The organism is Pseudomonas sp. HMSC066A08, from assembly GCF_001813025.1.
Taxonomy (GTDB): Bacteria; Pseudomonadota; Gammaproteobacteria; order Pseudomonadales; family Pseudomonadaceae; genus Pseudomonas; species Pseudomonas aeruginosa.
This window is the reverse complement of sequence record NZ_KV811348.1, coordinates 626,611-642,055: the sequence shown is the minus strand read 5'-3', so window position 1 is coordinate 642,055 and position 15,445 is coordinate 626,611. Positions and strand designations below refer to the sequence as shown.

Sequence of the window (15,445 nt, the reverse complement as noted above, 5' to 3'; positions counted from 1 at the left end):
TGCGGAGAAAACGATGTACAAGCTGTGTTTCTATGTGCCTGAGAGCCATCTGGATGTCGTCAAGCAAGCGGTGTTCGCCGCAGGTGGCGGGCGCATCGGGGCATACGACAGTTGCTGCTGGCAGTCCCTCGGCCAGGGCCAGTTCCGGCCCCTGGACGGTAGCCAACCCTACCTGGGCCAGGTCGGCCAGGTCGAGCACGTGGCGGAGTGGAAAGTGGAGCTGGTGGTGGCCGACGAGCTCATCCACGCCAGCGTCAAGGCGCTAAAGGCGGCGCATCCCTATGAGACCCCGGCCTACGAAGTCTGGCGCCTGACCGATATGGTCTTCTGAGTTTTCCTCGGACAAGCAAGAAGGGCGGCCAGTGGCCGCCCTTTTCGTTATCCGCCTCACGGGGAGAGCCCGACCCGGGGCTGTGGCGTGGCGCGAACAACCGCTTCGCGATTATCGAACCCGAACGGGGGAGCTGTGGCGTAGGGCGAATAACCGCTTGGCGGTTATCCGCCGATTGGCCGAGGCCCCCCCCCTCTGCCGTCAGCGCCGCAGCAGCGGTTGCAAGGCCTGGCTCAGGGCCGCGGCGCGGGGGCCCACCAGGATATGGCAGATGCCGCCGGCGAGGGAACTGACGCCCTGTCCGCCGAGACGGCGCAGTTGCTCGGTGGCCAGCTTGCGTTCGTCCGCCACGCTGACCCGCAGGCGGGTCAGTGCGACGTCCCGTACCTCGCGCAGGTTGCCGGCGCCGCCGAGGGCGCCGAGCCAGGCCTGGGCTTCGGCGGCGTCGACGGTGGCCTGCATCGACACCACCTCTTCGGCTGCGTTCGGACTGCCCGGCGGAGGTACGGCTTCGCCCGGCTGCGTATCGAAGGGCAGGGCGCGGCGGATCTCGTCGGCGATGCTGTCGGCCTGTGGGCCGACCACCACCTGCAGGCTACCGGCCTTGCCCGGACGTACCACGGCCATCGCACCGAGGGCCTTGAGCTGGGCGTCCGAGGCCTTGTCGCGGTCGACCAGGCGCAGACGCAGGCGCGTGGTGCAGGCGTCCACCACTTCGAGGTTGGCTGCGCCGCCCAGGGCGCGGATGAAGGCCGGGGCGCGCTCGGCTTCGGCGTTGTCGCCCGATTCGCTGCTCGCGTCGTCTTCGCGGCCCGGGGTCTTCAGGTTGAAGCGGCGGATGCAGAAGTCGAACACCAGGTAATAGATGCCGGCATAGAGCAGGCCCAGCGGCCAGAGCATCCAGCCGTGGGTGGAGCGGCCCCAGCCCAGGGCGAGGTCGATGGCGCCACCGGAGAAGGTGAAGCCGAGGCGGATGTCGAGCAGGTCGGTGAGGGCCATGGACAGGCCGGTGAGCAGCGCATGCAACAGGTAGAGCAGCGGCGCGAGGAACATGAAGGCGAACTCCACCGGCTCGGTGACGCCGGTGAGGAAGGCGGTCAAGGCCATCGACAGGAGCAGCCCGCCGATCAGCTTGCGCCGCTCCGGACGGGCGTTGCGGTACATCGCCAGGCAGGCGGCGGGCAGGCCGAACATCATCACCGGGAACATCCCGGCCATGAACTGGCCGCCCTTCGGGTCGCCGGCGAAATAGCGCGCCAGGTCGCCGGTGACGACGCGCCCGGTTTCCGGGTCGGTGAAGCTACCGAAGACGAACCACACCAGGTTGTTGAGGATGTGATGCAGCCCGGTGACGATCAGCAGGCGGTTCAGCACGCCGAAGGCGAAGGCGCCGAAGCTGCCGCTTTCCAGCATGAGCTGGCCGAGGCCATTGATGCCCTGTTGCAGCGGTGGCCAGATCACCCCGAACAGCAGGCCCAGGCAGACCGCGCTGATCCCGGTGGCGATCGGCACGAAGCGGCGGCCGCCGAAGAACGCCAGGTATTCCGGCAGCTTCACGTCCTTGAAGCGGTTATACAGGGCGCCAGCCACCAGGCCGCTGATGATGCCGGAGAGCACGCCCATGTCGATGCCCGGATCGATCACCTTGAGCACCGAGATCATCACCAGGTAGCCGATGGCGCCGGCCAGGCCGGCGGTGCCGTTGTTGTCGCGAGCGAAACCGACGGCGATGCCGATGGCGAAGATCAGCGCCAGGTTGGCGAAGATCGCCTTGCCGGCGTCGTGGACCAGCGGAATGTCGAGCAGGTCGACGTCGCCCAGGCGCAGCAGCAGGCCGGCGATCGGCAGGATCGCGATCGGCAGCATCAGGGCGCGGCCCAGGCGTTGCAGGCTTTCGATCAGGAACGGGGGCATGGCGGTGGTCTCCGATTGTTCTTGTCAGGCCAGCGGCCAGTGTTGCAGGCAGGCGTCGCGCACCGCCCGGGCGCTGCCCAGGTCCAGCAGCGCCTGGGCGTGGCGGCGGCATTCGGCGGCGTCGAGCTGGCGCACCCGGGTCTTGATCTCGCCGACCAGGTTCGGCCCGACGGACAATTCCTCGACCCCGAGGCCGACCAGTACCGGTGTCGCCAGCGGGTCCGAGGCCAGCGCACCGCAGACGCCGACCCAGCGGCCGTGGCGGGCTGCTCCGGCGCAGGTCTGGGCGATCAGCCGCAGCAGCGCCGGGTGCAGGGCGTCGATGCGGTCGGCCAGGCCGGCGTGGCAACGGTCCATGGCCAGGACGTACTGCGACAGGTCATTGGTGCCGATGGAGAGGAAGTCGGCGTGTTCGGCCAGTTGATCGGCGAGCAGGGCGGCGGAGGGCACTTCGATCATCACCCCCAGTTCGGGCAGGCGCTCGATCCCCAACTGCGTGGCCAACTCGCCGAGACGGCGACGGATGGCGCGCAGTTCGTCGACCTCGCTGACCATCGGCAGCAGTATCCGGCAGCGTTCCAGCGGTTCGACCCTCAGCAGCGCGCGCAACTGCTGGTCGAGCAGTTCCGGGCGCGCCTGGCCGAGGCGGATGCCGCGCAGGCCCAGCGCAGGGTTTTCTTCCACCGGCAGCGGCAGGTAGTCGAGGTGCTTGTCGCCGCCGACATCGATGGTGCGGATGATCACCTTGCGCTGGCCCATGGCGTCCAGGACCTCCTGGTAGGCGTTGCGCTGCTCCTCTTCGTCGGGCGCGGCGCGGCGCTCGAGGAAGAGAAACTCGGTGCGTAGCAGGCCGACCCCGTCGGCGCCGTTGGCGAAGGCTTCGGCGGCCTCGCTCGGCGAGGCGACGTTGGCACCGATCTCGATGCGCCGGTCGTCGCGGGTGAGCGCCTCGCGCTGCGCATCGGCCTGCTGGCGGCGGCGTTGTTCCTCGCGCTGCGCCACTTGCAAGGCGACCTGCTCCAGGCGTCGAGCGTCGGGGCTGAGTTCCAGCCGGCCCTGTCCGGCGTCCAGCACCACCTGCCGGCCTTCCTCCAGTTCCAGCAGCCCGGCGCCGAGCGCCACCAGGCACGGCAGGCCCTTGCTACGGGCGAGGATGGCCACGTGGGAGGTGGCGCCGCCTTCGGCCATGCACAGGCCTGCCGCGCCGGCATCCATCAGCGGCGCGAGGTCGGAGGGGGTGATTTCCCGGGCGGCGACGATGGCCCCAGCAGGCACCCGCAACGGCGCGGTGTCGCCGAGCAGTACCCGCAGCACGCGTTTTTCCAGGTCGCGCAGGTCGTTGGCGCGTTCGGCCAGCAGCAGGTTGCCCAGCGCCTGGAGAATCTCGCACTGGGCCTGGATCGCCCGGTGCCAGGCGTGGGCGGCACCGACGCCCTGGTCGATCAGCATGTCGGCGGCGTCCAGCAGACCCGGGTCTTCCAGCAGCGCGAGATGCGCGGAAAAGATCGCCGCTTCGTTCTCGTCGCCGCCGAGCCTGGCCTGCTGCAGGCTCCCCTGTACGTCGTCGCGCACCCGTTGCAGGGCCTGGTCCAGGGCGAGGTGCTGTTCCTCGGGACGATGCCGGCCGTCGTCCGTCGGCAGGCTGATGGCGCCGAGCCGCGCCAGGGGACCGCTGGCCAGGCCGGGCGAAGCGCAGACGCCGGTCAGGGTACCGGCGATAGCCGCAGGTCGCGCCGGCTCGCTCGGGGCGATGGCACGTGGAGCTTCCTCCGAAGCCCCCGCGGTGGCGCTGGCGAGGGCCGCGAGCAGGGCGTCGAGGGCCGCCTCGCTGTCTTCGCCGCGACAGATCACCTCTACCTCGTCCTGTTCGGCGACCCCCAGGCCCATGATGCCGACCAGGCTGTCGACGCTGGCCACCTGCCCGGCGAAGTGCAGTTCGGCCTGGCTGGAAAAGCCCTGCGCGGTCTTGCGCAGCAGCGCTGCCGGGCGCGCGTGCAGACCGCCATGGTGGGCGACCCGCACCCGCCCGCGAACCTGGCGCTGCGTCGAGCTTTCGCCAGGCGCGGGATTGGCCGGACGTTGCTCGGCCTTCTCCGGACTCAGTTGCAGGAGCGGCGCGCCGACCTCCACCGGGTTGGTGGTCAGCGGGCGTATCTGGAAGCCGTCGCCGTTGGTCAGGATCATCACCGTGATCAGACTGCGGCTGCCGCGGGCGACGCGGTCCAGGTCGAAGCGCAGCAGCGGCTGGCCTTCGATCACCCGCGCACCTTCCTCGACCAGCGCCTCGAAGCCCTCGCCTTGCAGCTGTACGGTGTCGAGGCCGACGTGCAGCAGCAGCTCGGCACCGTTGTCGGCGCGCAGACTGAGCGCGTGGCGGGTTCGCGCCAGGTGGCTGACCAGCCCGGCGCAGGGCGCGTGCAGGCAGTCGTTGAGCGGGTCGATGGCGATGCCTTCGCCCAGGGTGCCGCTGGAAAACACCGGGTCGGGTACTCGGTTGAGCGGCATCACAGGGCCGCTCAGGGGGGCTTTGAGGGCGAGGTTCTTGTTGTTCATGGGCGCGCGCTCAGGCTCAGTGGGTTCGGGTGACTTTGCTCAGGTGCCGTGGCTGGTCCGGGTCCATGCCGCGGGCTTCGGCCAGGCCGGCGGCCATGACGTAGAAACTCTGGATCGCCAGGATCGGATCGAGCGCCGGATGCGCGGCGCGCTGCAGCGGCAGGTCGCGTTCGGCGATGTCGTCCGGCGCGGCGAGCAATACCTGCGCACCGCGCTGGCGCATATCCTCGGCGAGAGCCAGCAGGCCTTCCTGCTCCGGGCCGCGGGGAGCGAACACCAGTAGCGGATAGCGCTCCTCGACCAGCGCCATTGGTCCATGGCGGACCTCGGCGCTGCTGAAGGCCTCGGCCTGGATCGCCGAGGTTTCCTTGAATTTCAGCGCGGCCTCCTGGGCGATGGCATAGCCGGCGCCTCGACCGATCACCATCAGCCGCTGGCAGTCGCGCAGGGCCTCGATGGCCGACGACCAGTCGAGCCTGGCGGCCTGCTCCAGCCCGGCCGCCAGGTGCTGGCCTGCGGCCAGCAGGGCATTGTCGCGCTGCCAGTGGGCGAGCAGGCGGGCGCTGGCGCTGAGCGTGGCGATGAAGCTCTTGGTCGCTGCGACGCTGCGCTCGGTGCCGGCGCAGAGTGGCACGACGAATTCGCTGGCGGCTTCCAGCGGCGAATCTTCGGCATTCACCAGGGCAATGCCCAGGGCGCCGCGTTCGCGCAGGATGCGTAGGCTGTCCACGAGATCGGGGCTCTGTCCGGACTGCGAGAAAGCGAAGACGGCCTGCCCGGCGACACGCAGCGGCGAGCGGTTCAGGGTCACCACCGACATGGGCAGCGAGGCCACCGGCAAGCCGGCGTGCTGCATGGCCAGGTAGGCGAAGTAGCTGGCGGCATGGTCGGAGCTGCCGCGCGCGACGGTCAGCGCCAGGTTCGGATCGACCTCCCGCAGGCGCTGGCCAAGCGCCGGCAGGCAAGCGTCGAGCACGGCCAGTTGACGGCTCGCCACCGCGGCGGCGGCGAGCGCTTCCTCGAGCATCAGCGAAGTCATTCGAGTTCTCCTTCCACCATCACGGCGTCGAGTTCCAGGGAGCGATCCAGGCGCACCACATCGGCCCAGGCTGCGGGCGCCAGGCGGCCGCGCTCGGCGAGCCCGAGGTAGTCGGCGGGGAATTGCGAAAGGCGTTGCGAGGCTTCGGCCAGGGGCAGGCCGATCTTCACCAGGTTGCGCAGCGCCTGGTCCATGGTCAGGGTGCTGCCGGCCAGGGTGCCGTCGGGCAGGCGCACGCCGCCCAGGCACTTGGTCACCGTGTGGCTGCCGAGCTTGTACTGGCCGTCGGGCATGCCGGCGGCGGCGGTGGAGTCGGTCACGCAGTACAGGCATGGGATCGAGCGCAGGGCCACCCTGATGGCGCCGGGATGGACGTGCAGCAGGTCGGGGATCAGCTCGGCGTAGCGTGCGTGGGCCAAGGCCGCGCCGACGATACCCGGTTCGCGGTGGTGCAGGCCGGTCATCGCGTTGTAGAGGTGGGTGAAGCTGCTGGCGCCGGCTTCCAGTGCGGCCACGCCGTCCTCGTAGCTGCCCAGGGTATGGCCGATCTGCAGGCGCACGCCGCGCTCGGCGAGGGCGCGGATCAGCGGCTGGTGCCCGGCGATCTCGGGGGCGATGGTGATCACCCGGATCGGCGCGCGGCGCAGGTAGTCCTCGACTTCCTCGAGCACCGCGGCATGGGCGAAGTTGGGCTGCGCGCCGAGCTTGCCGGAGTTGATGTAGGGGCCTTCCAGGTGCACGCCGAGTATCCGTGAACCGCCCTCCGGCGAACGGCGGCAGTAATCGCCGAGCTGGCTGAGGATGTCGGCGATCTCCTCGCGCGGTGCGGTCATGGTGGTGGCCAGCAGCGAGGTCGTGCCGAAGCGCCGGTGGGTGCGGGCGATGGTGGCGAAGGCATCGCCGCCTTCCATGATGTCGCGGCCGCCGCCGCCGTGCACATGCAGGTCGATGAAGCCTGGCAGCAGGTACGGATCGGCGTTGCCAGCCGGATCGCAGGGCTCGCCTTCGATCCGCTGGATACGCCCGTCCTGGATGTGCAGGCGGCCGAGGACCCAGCCTTGCGGGGTGAGGATGTTGCCTTCGAGCATGGCGGCTCCGTGTCGGTCAGCGTCGCAGTTCGGCGACGAAGTCGTAGTAGTCGTTGCGGCAGTAGGTGTCGGTCAGCTCGATCGGGGTGTTGTCCTCGAGGTAGCCGATCCGGGTCATCAGCAGCATCGCGGTGCCTGGCGCGATGCCGACCAGCGCGGCATCGGACGCGGAGGCGTTTATCGCGCGCACGTGCTGGAGGGCGCGGACCACCGGGCGACCGATGCCGTCCAGGTATTCGTAGAGGGAATCCCCGACCGCCGTCGGATCCGGCAGCAGGCGTGCCGGCAGGGTGCTGTTCTCGATCGCCATCACCGTGCCGTCGGCCTTGCGCAGGCGCTTCATGCGCGCGACCTTCTCGGTCGGCGAGAGGCCGAGGCGGATCAGTTCGTCGTGGGTGGGCAGGGCGATGCCGCGCTCCAGCCAGGTGGAGCCGGGGGTGAAGCCTTTCAGGCGGAGCATCTCGCTGAAGCTGGAGAGACGCGACAGCGGTTGTTCGAGACGCGGCGTAATGAAGGTGCCGGAGCCCTGGTTGCGGCGGATCAGCCCCTGCTCGAAGAGTACTTCGAGGGCCTTGCGCGCGGTGACGCGGGAAATGTTCAAGGTTTCGCTGAGGTTGCGTTCGGAGGGCAGCGCCTCCTCCGCTTTCCACTGGCCGGCATGGATCGCGCTCTCGAGATTGCGCGCCAATTGCAGATAGAGGGGGGTGGGTTGCGCCTCGTCGGGACGCAGGGCCAGGAGCAGGTCGTGGGCTGTCTTCATGAGAGGTTCCGATGCGGATTGTGTTGTTGTCGCCCGGTAATGAGGGGAAAACTAATACCACTTGAATACCACGTCAATGCCAGTTGCGCGTTGCGCACGCGTCAGCCAGCCGTCCCGTCGATTGACTCGGCCTGAGTAAGGGATGCAAGGGTTTGACGGATAAAAGAAAACGCCGCCGGAAAATCTCGCGGCGGCGTTCCTGGCGTGGCTGACGGCTGACGAGTGGTATCAGCCTGGTTCTGTCAGGGGCGGATCTCGATCAGCGTGCCGTCTTTCACCACGCTCCAGACTTCGCGCATGTCGGTGTTGTTCATGGCGATGCAACCATTGGTCCAGTCCAGGGTGGAGAAGTACCACTCCGGGTATTCGTCATCCAGCGGCGTGCCGTGGATCATGATCATGCCGCCGGCCGGCAGGCCTTTTTCCCGGGCCTTGGCCACGTCGCGGGCGTTGGGGTAGGAAATGTGCATGGAGAGGTTGTAGTTGTTGCTGGTCTTGCGCCAGTCGATCCAGTAGAAGCCTTCCGGGGTGCGGTTGTCGCCTTCGGCCAGTTTCGGGCCGGTCGGGCGCTTGCCCAGCGAGACACGGTAGCTTTTAAGGACGTTGCCTTTGTTGAGGAGCAGCAGTTTTCGCTCGGACTTGAGCACCAGGACCTTGTCCACCTTGCCTTCCAGGCTCGGCGCGGCATTGGCCTGGGTCAGGCTGGCGAAGGTCAAGCACAGCAAAGCAAGCAACCAGCGCATGGAAGTGAAATCCCCGATGTTCCCTTGAGCCGCAACGGCGGCAGTGTTCGAGTGTTTGGCGTTCAGTCTTTCTTATAGGAAGCCAGCATAGGTGCAATGGCTTCGTTGCGCACCGGGAAGCAGCCTTCGCGGCGGTCGCTGAAGTAGCATTCTAAGGTACGGCCGATGGTCGGAAAAGCCAGCTCCGACCAGGGAATCTCCGCTTCGTCGAAAAGCCGCACCTCCAGGCTTTCATCGCCGGCGGAGAAATCCAGGTCGAGCAGCTCGGCGCGGAAGAACAGGTAGACCTGGCTGATGTGCGGCAGGTCGAAAAGGGTATAGAGCTGCAGGCCGCCGATCCGCGCGTTGGCTTCTTCCTCTGTCTCGCGGGCCGCAGCCTGGGCGAGGGTCTTGCCGTTCTCCATGAAGCCGGCCGGCAGCGTCCAGTAGCCCAGGCGCGGCGCAATGGCGCGACGGCAGAGCAGCACCTGGCCGCCCCACACCGGCAGGCTGCCGGCGACGATACGCGGGTTCTGGTAGTGCACGGTGTGGCAGGCGTCGCAGACGTAGCGCAGGCGGTTGTCGCCGTCCGGGATGCGCGGGACCACCTTGGCGCCGCACAGGCTGCAGAATTTCATGCCAGGTTCTTCTTCGGGGAAAGGCCTATCTTGCTCGGCTGGCCGGGAGGCGACAAGGCCCCGTGCGGGAGGGGTGGGCTGGCCGGGGCTTTCGTGCCATGATCTCGTGGAAACGACAAGACCTCGGAAACCCCGGCAGTATGAACTGCACGCTCGACGAGCTGCGCCAACGCATCGAGGCGCACCGCCCCCGCCAACTGGATACCGACCAGCGCTTCCCCCAAGCGGCCGTGCTGGTGCCCATCACCCGCAGCGACGATCCGGAGCTGGTGCTGACCCTGCGCGCCGCCGGTTTATCCACCCATGGCGGCGAGGTCGCCTTCCCCGGCGGGCGGCGCGACCCGGAAGACGCCGACCTGGTGCGCACCGCCCTGCGCGAGGCGGAGGAGGAGATCGCCTTGCCGCCGGGCCTGGTGGAAGTGGTCGGGCCGCTGAGCACGCTCGTCTCGCGGCATGGCATCGAGGTCACCCCCTATGTCGCCTTCATTCCCGACTTCGTCGAGTACCAGCCCAACGACGGCGAGATCGCCGCGGTGTTCAACGTGCCGCTGAGTTTCTTTCGCGACGACCCGCGCGAGGTCACCCACCGTATCGACTACTTCGGCCGCAGCTGGTACGTGCCCAGCTATCGCTTCGGCGAGTTCAAGATCTGGGGCCTGACGGCCATCATGGTGGTGGAGCTGGTCAACCTGCTGTACGACGACCCCATCGACCTGCACACGCCGCCGGCTTCGTTCATCAAACTGAGTTGACCGACGGGGCGCAGACCCCGGCCATGAGGAGATCGCGATGAAATACCGCCTGGGCGATGCCCGCGTCGAAACCCATCCCGACAGCTGGATCGCGCCCAGCGCAGCAGTGATCGGCAAGGTTCGCCTGGATGCCGGCGCCAGCGTCTGGTTTGGCGCGGTGCTGCGCGGCGACAACGAGCTGATCCATATCGGCGAGCACAGCAACGTCCAGGACGGCTCGGTGATGCACACCGACATGGGCTATCCGCTGACCCTCGGCAAGGGCGTCACCGTCGGCCACAACGCCATGCTGCATGGTTGCAGCGTGGGCGACTACAGCCTGGTGGGGATCAACGCGGTGATCCTCAATGGGGCGAAGATCGGCAAGTACTGCATCATCGGCGCCAACGCGCTGATTCCCGAGGGCAAGGAGATTCCCGACGGCTCGCTGGTGATGGGCTCGCCGGGCAAGGTAGTGCGCGAGCTGAGCGAGCCGCAGAAGAAGATGCTCGAGGCCAGCGCCGCCCACTATGTGCACAATGCCCGCCGTTACGCCCGTGACCTCGTCGAGGACCCGGCGTGAACGAGCGACCGGTGGCTTCGCCCTGCGTGCATGTCTGCGCGCTGGACGAGCAGGACATCTGCATCGGCTGCCAGCGCACGGCGGCCGAGATCACCCGCTGGGGTCTGATGAGCAACGACGAGCGCCGCGAGGTACTCGGTCGCTGTTTCGAGCGCGCCAAGGCGCAAGGGCTGCTCAGCGGTTCCGCCTGAGGCGGATTCCGTTTTCCTTCATTTCCGAGGTTTCTCCATGACCCGTATCGGTACCCCCCTGTCGCCGAGCGCGACCCGCGTCCTTCTCTGTGGCTCCGGCGAGCTGGGCAAGGAAGTCGCCATCGAACTGCAACGCCTGGGTTGCGAGGTGATCGCCGTCGATCGCTACGGCAACGCGCCGGCCATGCAGGTGGCACATCGCAGCCACGTGATCAGCATGCTCGACGGCGCCGCCCTGCGCGCGGTGATCGAGCACGAAAAGCCGCACTACATCGTGCCGGAGATCGAGGCCATCGCCACCGCGACCCTGGTCGAGCTGGAGGCCGAAGGCTACACCGTGGTGCCCACCGCCCGCGCTGCGCAACTGACCATGAACCGCGAGGGGATCCGCCGGCTGGCTGCCGAGGAACTCGGCTTGCCGACCTCGCCCTATCACTTCGCCGATACCTTCGAGGACTACCGCCGCGGCGTCGAGCGTGTCGGCTACCCCTGCGTGGTGAAGCCGATCATGAGTTCGTCGGGCAAGGGCCAGAGCGTCCTGAAGGGCCCCGACGACCTGCAGGCGGCCTGGGACTATGCCCAGGAAGGCGGGCGCGCCGGCAAGGGGCGGGTGATCGTCGAGGGTTTCATCGATTTCGACTACGAGATCACCCTGCTCACCGTGCGCCATGTCGACGGCACCACTTTCTGCGCGCCGATCGGTCACCGCCAGGTCAAGGGCGACTACCACGAGTCCTGGCAGCCGCAGGCGATGAGCGCGCAGGCCCAGGCCGAGTCCGAGCGGGTCGCCCGGGCAGTGACCGAGGCCCTCGGCGGACGCGGGCTGTTCGGCGTCGAACTGTTCGTCAAGGGTGACCAGGTGTGGTTCAGCGAGGTGTCGCCGCGCCCGCACGATACCGGCCTGGTGACCCTGATTTCCCAGGATCTCTCCGAGTTCGCCCTGCACGCGCGGGCGATCCTCGGCCTGCCGATCCCGGTGATCCGCCAGCTCGGCCCGTCGGCCTCGGCGGTGATCCTGGTGGAAGGCAAGTCCCGGCAGGTCGCTTTCGCCAACCTCGGCGCCGCGCTGAGCGAGGCGGATACGGCGCTACGCCTGTTCGGCAAGCCGGAAGTAGATGGCCAGCGGCGGATGGGCGTGGCCCTGGCGCGCGCCGAGTCGATCGACGCCGCCCGCGCCAAGGCGACCCGGTCCGCCCAGGCGGTTCGCGTCGAACTCTGAGATGCGCCGGCTGGCATCGCTGGCCTGGTGGGCGGCGGCTCTGCCGTTGCTGCCGCTGGCGGTACCGCTGGCTATCCGCACCCGCCGCCGAGCCTTGCGCCTGGCGCCCGCGGCGGGACCTCGCGAAGGGCTGGTCGGTGGGTCCGGTGCCGAAGAGCCGCTGCGCTTGCTGTTGTTCGGTGAGTCGACAGTGGCCGGGGTCGGCGCCAGTTGCCTGGACTACGCCCTGGCCGGCCGCCTGGCCGCGGCGCTGGGCGAGCGTCTGCGGCGCCCGGTGGCCTGGCAGGCGCTGGGCGAGAACGGCATCACCAGCGGCGAGGCGCGCGAACGCCTGCTACCGCAGGTGGCGGGACGTTTCTTCGACCAGGTGATCCTGGTCTTCGGCGTCAATGACACCACCAGCCTGCGCTCCCTCGAACGCTGGCGCACCGACTGCGCGGCCCTGATCGAAGGCTTCCAGGCGGCCGGCGCGCAGGTGACCTGCACCGCGGTGCCGCCGCTGCGGCATTTTTCCGCCTTGCCCGGGTTGCTGCGGGCCCTGCTGGGGTGGCGCGGGCGGCTGCTCGACGAGGCGCTGCGCGATCTCGCTGGCGCGACCGGCGCCGGCTACTGCCCGATCTCGCTGGACCTGCTTCCGGGCTACCTGGCCATCGACGGCTTTCATCCGTCGCAGCTGGGCTACCAGGTCTGGGCCGGGGCCCTCGCCGACTGGTTGGCGGCGAGGGAGAAGGGCGCGTCGCGGTAGCCTGAGCGAGACTCAGGACACTGCGCCGAGGTCGTTGTCGCGGGTTTCCTTCAGGCATAGCACCGCCAGCAGGCTGAGCAGCGCCGCTGCGGAGACGTAGCCGCCGACCCAGCCCAGGCCGCCGATGCCGACCAGCTTCTGGGCGATATAGGGTGCCACCGAGGCGCCGAGAATGCCGCCCAGGTTGTAGGCTGCCGACGCGCCGGTGTAGCGCACGTGGGTGGGGAATATTTCCGGCAGCAGCGCGCCCATCGGGGCGAAGGTGACGCCCATCAGGAACAGCTCGATGCAGAGGAACAGGGCGACGCTGAATGTCGAGCCCTGGTTGAGCAGCGGCTCCATGGCGAAGCCGGAGGCGATCGCCGCCAGGCTACCGAGCAGCAGTACCGGCTTGCGTCCGAAGCGGTCGCTGAGCCAGGCCGACAGCGGCGTGGCGGCGGCCATGAAGAGCACCGCGAGGCACAGCAACCCAAGGAACTCCTCGCGGCTGAAGCCGAGGCTGGCCACCCCGTAGCTCAGCGAGAACACCGTAGAGATGTAGAACAGCGCATAGCACACCACCATTGCCAGGGCGCCGAGCAGGGTCGGCCGCCAGTGCTGGGCGAGCAGCTCGGCGATCGGCAGGCGGACCCTCTCGTGCTTGGCCATGGCCTTGGCGAACACCGGGGTTTCCGCCAGCTTCAGGCGTACGTAGAGGCCGACCACGACCAGCGCCGCGCTGAGCAGGAACGGGATCCGCCAGCCCCACTCACGGAATTGCTCCTCGCTGAGCAGCACCGCCAGGGCCAGGAACAGCCCGTTGGCGGCGAGGAAGCCGATCGAGGGGCCGAGCTGGGGAAACATGCCGAACCAGGCGCGCTTGCCGGCCGGCGCGTTCTCCGTGGCCAGCAGCGCGGCGCCGCCCCACTCGCCGCCGAGGCCGAGGCCCTGGCCGAAGCGCAGCACGCAGAGCAGCAACGGCGCCCAGTAGCCGATGCTGTCGTAGCCGGGGAGGACGCCGATCAGGGTGGTGGATACCCCCATCAGCAGCAGCGAGGCGACCAGGGTCGACTTGCGCCCGATGCGGTCGCCGAAGTGGCCGAACAGCGCCGAGCCCAGCGGGCGGGCGAGGAAGGCGATGCCGAAGGTGAGGAAGGCGCTGAGCATCTGCGCGGTGCCGGATGTCTGCGGGAAGAATACCGGACCGATCACCAGGGCGGCGGCAGTGGCATAGACGTAGAAATCGTAGAACTCGATGGCGGTGCCGATGAAGCTGGCGACTGCGACCCGGGTGGTCGAGTTGGCCGGTTCCGGAGCGGCGTCGGCGGCGAGGGTGGCGGCGGTCATGGTGGGAGGATCCCTGGCAGTCGGGGCACGACGGAGTGCTTCCGTGCGGCCGGATGGTTATGGCCAGTGCGCCGATGCGGCGGCGCGGCGCCCGGGTGGGGCGGACGAGATCGGTCGCGCAGGGAGGATGGGGCTGCGCGCCGTGCGCCGGCTGGGACCGTCGGCATCGGGGCCGGGCGGGCAGGCGGGACTGGCGGGTGACTGGCCGGGGCTCGGGCTGCGGGTAGCGGCGGAGCCGGCGGCAGGGCTGGATAAGCTGGGGTCGATTATAGAGCGCTGCGGGGCCGGTTCGGCAATCCCGGATCAGACGCTGGCGTCGCTTTCGACCAGCGGGGTCAGCGCGCGGGGATGCCAGGCGCGCACGCTCTTCACACGGTTTTCCGCCGACTGCTGGATTTCCAGGCAGTAGGGGCCGATGCGCAGGCACACCGCGCAATCGGGGATCTGCTCCAGGGCTTCGGTGACCAGGCCGTTGAGGGTCTTCGGGCCGTCGCAGGGCAGTTGCCAGCCAAGCGACTTGTTCAGCTCGCGCAGGTTGGCGCTGCCGTCGATGACGAAGCTGCCGTCCTCCTGGGCCTGGATGTCCGGGTTGTCGAGGCTGTCGAGGTCGTTGAAGTCGCCGACGATCTCTTCGAGGATGTCCTCCAGCGTGACGATGCCGATCACCTCGCCATACTCGTCGACCACCACGCCGATACGGCGCTTCTCCTTCTGGAAGTTCACCAGTTGGGTCGACAGCGGCGTGCTTTCCGGCACGAAATACGGCTCCATGCAGGCCTGGCGGAGATTCTCCTTGGTCAGGCGGCCCTGGGTCAGCAGGCGCGCGATCTGACGCATGTGCACGACCCCTTCGATCTGGTTGACGTCGTCGCGGTAGACCGGCAGACGGGTGTGGCTGGTGGTGCGCAACTGCTCGACGATGACCTCGAGTTCGTCGTCGAGGTCGATGCCTTCGATTTCGTTGCGCGGGATCATCAGGTCGTTGACCGTGACCTTCTCCAGGTCCAGCAGGCCGAGCAGCATGTCATGCCGGTTGACCTCGGTGGCCTGGGGGTTGTCGGCCGGATGCAGGGCCTCTTCGTCGCGGCTGCGTCCGCTGTCGTCCTGTTCCGCCGCGGCGACGCCGAGCAGGCGCAGCAGCGCGTTGCTCAGCAGGGTCAGCAGCCACAGCAGGGGCCAGCACAGGCGCTGCAGGATCAGGAGCGGCAGGCTGAGCGGCAGGGCGACTCGTTCCGAGCGGAGGGCGCCATAGCGGCGCGGCAGCAGGGCGCCGAACAGCAGCAGGAGCAGGGTCATGCCCGGGATGGCGACGGCCAGGCCGATGACGCCCCAGTGGCGCAGCGCGGCCCAACTGGCCAGGGCGGCGGCGCTGACGTTGACCAGGGTGCGGCCGAACAACAGGGTGCCGCGCAGGCGGTCGTCGTGCAACAGCAGCCAGCTGCTGCGTCGGGCCCCGCGCAGCCCTTGCTTGGCCTGCAGGCGCAGGCGGTAACGGTCGAGGTTGAGCAGGGCGGTCTCGACGCAGGAGAAGAACGCCGAGCAGGCGACCAGGAGAACCAGCAGGCCGACCAGGTACCCGGGGTGCAGCTCATCCATGAAGGAGGC

Annotated in this window: 15 protein-coding genes; 6 read left to right on the top strand and 9 right to left on the bottom strand. The window is 68.6% G+C overall.

The window, feature by feature from the left end:
• Positions 1 to 13: 13 nt before the first annotated feature.
• Positions 14 to 331: a YqfO family protein gene (locus HMPREF2886_RS26730; protein WP_003092679.1), complete on the top strand. Its 318-nt coding sequence runs from the start codon at positions 14 to 16 to the stop codon at positions 329 to 331.
• Between the two features lie 201 nt (positions 332 to 532).
• Here the strand turns inward: HMPREF2886_RS26730 and nagE are convergent, their stop codons facing one another.
• The 7 genes from nagE to HMPREF2886_RS26695 form a co-directional block, all read right to left on the bottom strand.
• Complete coding sequence (gene nagE / locus HMPREF2886_RS26725) at positions 533 to 2,245, bottom strand: N-acetylglucosamine-specific PTS transporter subunit IIBC (protein ID WP_039027525.1); 1,713 nt, start codon at positions 2,243 to 2,245, stop codon at positions 533 to 535.
• A gap of 24 nt (positions 2,246 to 2,269) precedes the next feature.
• Positions 2,270 to 4,798 carry a phosphoenolpyruvate--protein phosphotransferase gene (gene ptsP, locus HMPREF2886_RS26720; RefSeq protein WP_070748704.1) on the bottom strand — a complete coding sequence of 843 codons (2,529 nt, stop codon included), beginning with the start codon at positions 4,796 to 4,798 and terminating at the stop codon, positions 2,270 to 2,272.
• A 16-nt stretch (positions 4,799 to 4,814) separates the two neighbouring features.
• On the bottom strand, positions 4,815 to 5,837 hold the full coding sequence (locus HMPREF2886_RS26715) for an SIS domain-containing protein (protein ID WP_033969902.1): 1,023 nt from the start codon (positions 5,835 to 5,837) through the stop codon (positions 4,815 to 4,817).
• Positions 5,834 to 6,925 (bottom strand): N-acetylglucosamine-6-phosphate deacetylase, encoded by a 1,092-nt coding sequence (nagA, locus tag HMPREF2886_RS26710; RefSeq protein WP_070748702.1) that lies wholly within the window; start codon positions 6,923 to 6,925, stop codon positions 5,834 to 5,836. The genes HMPREF2886_RS26715 and nagA overlap by 4 nt, the downstream gene beginning before the upstream one ends.
• Before the next feature lie 16 nt (positions 6,926 to 6,941).
• A complete protein-coding gene (locus HMPREF2886_RS26705) occupies positions 6,942 to 7,685 on the bottom strand; it encodes a GntR family transcriptional regulator (protein ID WP_003092669.1) in 744 nt (247 codons plus the stop codon).
• Positions 7,686 to 7,927: 242 nt separating this feature from the next.
• Positions 7,928 to 8,428: a L,D-transpeptidase family protein gene (locus HMPREF2886_RS26700; protein WP_003092667.1), complete on the bottom strand. Its 501-nt coding sequence runs from the start codon at positions 8,426 to 8,428 to the stop codon at positions 7,928 to 7,930.
• Between the two features lie 62 nt (positions 8,429 to 8,490).
• Positions 8,491 to 9,045 carry an NUDIX hydrolase gene (locus tag HMPREF2886_RS26695; protein WP_070748700.1) on the bottom strand — a complete coding sequence of 185 codons (555 nt, stop codon included), beginning with the start codon at positions 9,043 to 9,045 and terminating at the stop codon, positions 8,491 to 8,493.
• 140 nt (positions 9,046 to 9,185) lie between these two features.
• Here HMPREF2886_RS26695 and HMPREF2886_RS26690 point away from each other — a divergent pair, with 140 nt between their 5' ends.
• Genes HMPREF2886_RS26690 through HMPREF2886_RS26670 form a run of 5 tightly spaced genes read left to right on the top strand, consistent with a single transcriptional unit; the run spans position 9,186 to position 12,514 of the window.
• Entirely contained in the window at positions 9,186 to 9,797 is a 612-nt protein-coding gene (locus HMPREF2886_RS26690; RefSeq protein WP_003092664.1) for a CoA pyrophosphatase, read from the top strand.
• A gap of 37 nt (positions 9,798 to 9,834) precedes the next feature.
• Positions 9,835 to 10,359: a gamma carbonic anhydrase family protein gene (locus tag HMPREF2886_RS26685; protein ID WP_003092662.1), complete on the top strand. Its 525-nt coding sequence runs from the start codon at positions 9,835 to 9,837 to the stop codon at positions 10,357 to 10,359.
• On the top strand, positions 10,356 to 10,550 hold the full coding sequence (locus HMPREF2886_RS26680) for a DUF1289 domain-containing protein (protein ID WP_024915434.1): 195 nt from the start codon (positions 10,356 to 10,358) through the stop codon (positions 10,548 to 10,550). The genes HMPREF2886_RS26685 and HMPREF2886_RS26680 overlap by 4 nt, the downstream gene beginning before the upstream one ends.
• Positions 10,551 to 10,587: 37 nt before the next feature.
• Positions 10,588 to 11,769: a formate-dependent phosphoribosylglycinamide formyltransferase gene (gene purT / locus HMPREF2886_RS26675; protein ID WP_070748698.1), complete on the top strand. Its 1,182-nt coding sequence runs from the start codon at positions 10,588 to 10,590 to the stop codon at positions 11,767 to 11,769.
• Position 11,770: 1 nt separating this feature from the next.
• Positions 11,771 to 12,514, top strand: a complete 744-nt coding sequence (locus HMPREF2886_RS26670; protein WP_039027528.1) for an SGNH/GDSL hydrolase family protein — start codon at positions 11,771 to 11,773, stop codon at positions 12,512 to 12,514.
• A 12-nt stretch (positions 12,515 to 12,526) separates the two neighbouring features.
• Here the strand turns inward: HMPREF2886_RS26670 and HMPREF2886_RS26665 are convergent, their stop codons facing one another.
• Positions 12,527 to 13,840 (bottom strand): MFS transporter, encoded by a 1,314-nt coding sequence (locus tag HMPREF2886_RS26665; protein ID WP_033969896.1) that lies wholly within the window; start codon positions 13,838 to 13,840, stop codon positions 12,527 to 12,529.
• Between the two features lie 303 nt (positions 13,841 to 14,143).
• On the bottom strand, positions 14,144 to 15,436 hold the full coding sequence (locus tag HMPREF2886_RS26660) for an HlyC/CorC family transporter (RefSeq protein WP_015502459.1): 1,293 nt from the start codon (positions 15,434 to 15,436) through the stop codon (positions 14,144 to 14,146).
• Between the last annotated feature and the right edge of the window lie 9 nt (positions 15,437 to 15,445).

What these genes read in the sequence shown, in the direction of transcription:
- HMPREF2886_RS26730 (WP_003092679.1), top strand. Translation starts at nt 14, where the DNA reads ATGTACAAGCTGTGTTTCTATGTGCCTGAGAGCCATCTGGATGTCGTC.
- nagE (WP_039027525.1), bottom strand. Translation starts at nt 2,245, where the DNA reads ATGCCCCCGTTCCTGATCGAAAGCCTGCAACGCCTGGGCCGCGCCCTG.
- ptsP (WP_070748704.1), bottom strand. Translation starts at nt 4,798, where the DNA reads ATGAACAACAAGAACCTCGCCCTCAAAGCCCCCCTGAGCGGCCCTGTG.
- HMPREF2886_RS26715 (WP_033969902.1), bottom strand. Translation starts at nt 5,837, where the DNA reads ATGACTTCGCTGATGCTCGAGGAAGCGCTCGCCGCCGCCGCGGTGGCG.
- nagA (WP_070748702.1), bottom strand. Translation starts at nt 6,925, where the DNA reads ATGCTCGAAGGCAACATCCTCACCCCGCAAGGCTGGGTCCTCGGCCGC.
- HMPREF2886_RS26705 (WP_003092669.1), bottom strand. Translation starts at nt 7,685, where the DNA reads ATGAAGACAGCCCACGACCTGCTCCTGGCCCTGCGTCCCGACGAGGCG.
- HMPREF2886_RS26700 (WP_003092667.1), bottom strand. Translation starts at nt 8,428, where the DNA reads ATGCGCTGGTTGCTTGCTTTGCTGTGCTTGACCTTCGCCAGCCTGACC.
- HMPREF2886_RS26695 (WP_070748700.1), bottom strand. Translation starts at nt 9,045, where the DNA reads ATGAAATTCTGCAGCCTGTGCGGCGCCAAGGTGGTCCCGCGCATCCCG.
- HMPREF2886_RS26690 (WP_003092664.1), top strand. Translation starts at nt 9,186, where the DNA reads ATGAACTGCACGCTCGACGAGCTGCGCCAACGCATCGAGGCGCACCGC.
- HMPREF2886_RS26685 (WP_003092662.1), top strand. Translation starts at nt 9,835, where the DNA reads ATGAAATACCGCCTGGGCGATGCCCGCGTCGAAACCCATCCCGACAGC.
- purT (WP_070748698.1), top strand. Translation starts at nt 10,588, where the DNA reads ATGACCCGTATCGGTACCCCCCTGTCGCCGAGCGCGACCCGCGTCCTT.
- HMPREF2886_RS26670 (WP_039027528.1), top strand. Translation starts at nt 11,771, where the DNA reads ATGCGCCGGCTGGCATCGCTGGCCTGGTGGGCGGCGGCTCTGCCGTTG.
- HMPREF2886_RS26665 (WP_033969896.1), bottom strand. Translation starts at nt 13,840, where the DNA reads ATGACCGCCGCCACCCTCGCCGCCGACGCCGCTCCGGAACCGGCCAAC.
- HMPREF2886_RS26660 (WP_015502459.1), bottom strand. Translation starts at nt 15,436, where the DNA reads ATGGATGAGCTGCACCCCGGGTACCTGGTCGGCCTGCTGGTTCTCCTG.